Here is a 2,873-nt window from a genome sequence, read left to right as displayed (position 1 = left end):
CCACCGGGGCTATTTGCTTGATAAAGACATTGAYGAAGAAGGCTTAAATTTTAAAAACCAGCTGGATTATGTTAGCAAGTACCGCATGGTGCTGGATTATTTTGATGCCTACGCCATTGCTTTAACTGCGACTCCAGCTCTACACACTACGGATATTTTTGGAAAACCCATTTATACCTATTCCTACCGGGAAGCGGTGATTGATGGGTATCTCATTGACCACGATCCACCGTTGATCATCCGAACGACACTCAATGAAGAAGGTATTGCCTGGCAAGCCGGTGAAAGGCCCAAAGTATTTGATGCGGAAAGTAATACGGTCATTGAACTTGATGAGCTGGAAGACGAACTGCAAATTGATATTGCGGGCTTTAACCGTCAGGTACTTACGGAGAATTTCAACCGGACAGTTGTCAAACAGTTAGTACAGGTGCTGGATCCGGATGGGGACGAAAAAACGCTGATTTTTGCCGCTACCGATGAGCACGCCGATCGGATTGTGCAATATTTAAAAGAAGAGTTTCGAGCCGAAGGGATTTTGGTGGCTGATGATGCCATTCAAAAAATTACGGGCAAATCTTATAATCCGCAAGAACAGCTTACCCGCTTTAAAAACGAAAAGTATCCTACAATCGCCGTTACCGTTGATCTCCTGACGACGGGTATAGATGTTCCTGCCATTTGCAATATCGTCTTTATGCGTCGGGTAAAATCACGCATTTTGTACGAGCAAATGCTGGGCCGGGCTACCCGTCGTTGTGATACGATCAAGAAAGAGGTCTTCCGGATTTATGATGCCGTGCGTCTTTACGAGGCTTTAGAAGAGTATACCTCGATGAAACCCGTCGTAGCGAATCCGAACCTGAATTTTAGTAAGCTGGTGGAAGAATTACCGCTGATTGAGTCCAATGAGCGGGCTTCCCAGCAGATTGAACAGCTGGTAGCGAAACTGCAACGCAAGAAACATCGCATGCGGACGGAGCATCTACAGGATTTTCAGTTGTATTCGGGCGGAGAAACGGTAGAATCTCTGCTGGCTTCTCTGCTGGAACGCCCCGTTGCAGATTCCATTCAACGTATCACGGCTTTACCTCGCTTGTGGGCGTTTCTAGATACCCTTAAGATTTCAACCGATCGTGTCTACGTTTCAGAACACGAAGACACCCTGATTGCCATGGAGCCTGGTTACGGACTGGCTTCCCGGCCGGAGGATTACCTCAACAACTTTACTACGTTTCTCAAAGAGAATCAAAATAGGATTACGGCTCTGAACCTGGTGGTTACCCGCCCGGCAGAATTAACCCGGCTGGCATTGAAGGATTTGTTGATGACGCTGGCTCAGGCGGGTTATGAGGCTCGGAACGTAAAGACCGCTCTTAAAGCCGTTCGAAATGAAGACATCGGAGCGGACATTATTTCCATTATCCGGACGCTGGCGATTGGTAGTACGCTGGAAAGCCACGAGGTACGAATCAAACGGGCCGTGAATAAGGTGCGAGCACTAACCAATTGGAACAAAGTACAGCAGAAATGGATTGATCGTTTTGAAAAACAGCTATTGGCCGAATGCGTTTTACAACTGGAAGACTTGAATCAATCTCCTTTTTCGGATGCAGGTGGAGTAGAGGTATTAAATAAAGTTTTCGATGATAAGCTTCCATTGATTATTCAGGCGATTAACCAGCAGTTGTATCAGGCTTAATAAAGTAAGTGTCCATTTAAATGAATAGCTTCAGCGTATAATTCATAAGAACTGAGAAATAAAAGCTTTTTACAGAAATGATGCCGTAATTCGCAGCCTAAAAAAGTTAAAGTGTTTTAGGGATACATTTTGTTTCAAAGGCACCAAATGGCACGATGAAGCCTGATGTTTAGCAAAAATGACGCGATAAGTAACGTTTTTACGCTACTATCGCCCTAAAAACGAAGAAATGTAAACAAAGAAAGAAGTGACTGCAGAAAACATTGCCAACAAACTCTGGAGCCTTTGTAACGTCTTACGCGACGACGGAGTAACCTACCACCAATACCTGAACGAGCTGACCTATATCCTTTTTCTGCGATTATCAGAAGTAAAGAAGTTTGAGGACGTTATTCCCGAAGAATACCGCTGGTCGAAACTCAAGGCCATTACTGATAACAAAGATCTCTTTGACACCTACCGCGAGCTGCTGGCGACGATCTCGACCAAAACCAGTAATCCGGCCGTAAAAGAGATTTATACCAACGCCTCTACTACCCTGCGGAAACCCGTGAACCTGAAAACGCTGATTACGAGCATTGACGGCATCAACTGGTACGACGAGCACGAGCAGGATAAAATTGCCACCATTTACGAGGAATTACTGGAGAAAAACGCCGGTGAGAAGAAAAGCGGAGCGGGCCAGTACTTCACGCCCCGCCCGCTGATTAACGTGATGGTAGAGCTGATGGCTCCCAGACTGGGTGAACGCTGGAACGACCCCGCCGCCGGTACTTTCGGTTTCATGATTGCGGCCAACGAGTACCTGAAAAACAAGCACGACGATTACTTTGATCTAAATACGCAGGAGCGGGAATTTCAGGTGAAAGAAGCCTTTACGGGCTGCGAGCTGGTGCAGGATGCTCACCGGCTGGCTTTGATGAACGCCAAACTGCACGGGCTGGAAAGTGAGATTTACATGGGCGATACGCTCTCGGAAGTGGGCAAGGGCTTTCGGGATTACGATGGCGTACTAGCCAACCCGCCCTTTGGTACGAAACAGGGCGGTGAACGACCTTCGCGGGATGATTTGACATACCTGAGCAGTAACAAACAGCTCAACTTCCTCCAGCACAYTTATCGCTCACTACACAAACGCGGCGGAGCCGGGCGGCCGTAGTACTGCCCGATA

Annotated in this window: 2 protein-coding genes; both read left to right on the top strand. The window is 47.1% G+C overall.

Features of this window, described 5'->3' with window-relative positions:
• A partial coding sequence (gene hsdR / locus BWI97_RS26350; RefSeq protein WP_102203429.1) for a type I restriction-modification system endonuclease occupies positions 1–1,702 on the top strand: 1,702 nt, incomplete at its 5' end.
• 247 nt (positions 1,703–1,949) lie between these two features.
• On the top strand, positions 1,950–2,861 hold the full coding sequence (locus BWI97_RS26345) for an N-6 DNA methylase (RefSeq protein ID WP_233208074.1): 912 nt from the start codon (positions 1,950–1,952) through the stop codon (positions 2,859–2,861).
• The last annotated feature ends 12 nt before the right edge of the window (positions 2,862–2,873 follow it).

The organism is Siphonobacter sp. BAB-5405 (assembly GCF_002872335.1).
In the GTDB taxonomy this organism is placed as follows: Bacteria; Bacteroidota; Bacteroidia; order Cytophagales; family Spirosomataceae; genus Siphonobacter.
This window is presented reverse-complemented; position numbering and strand designations above follow the sequence as displayed.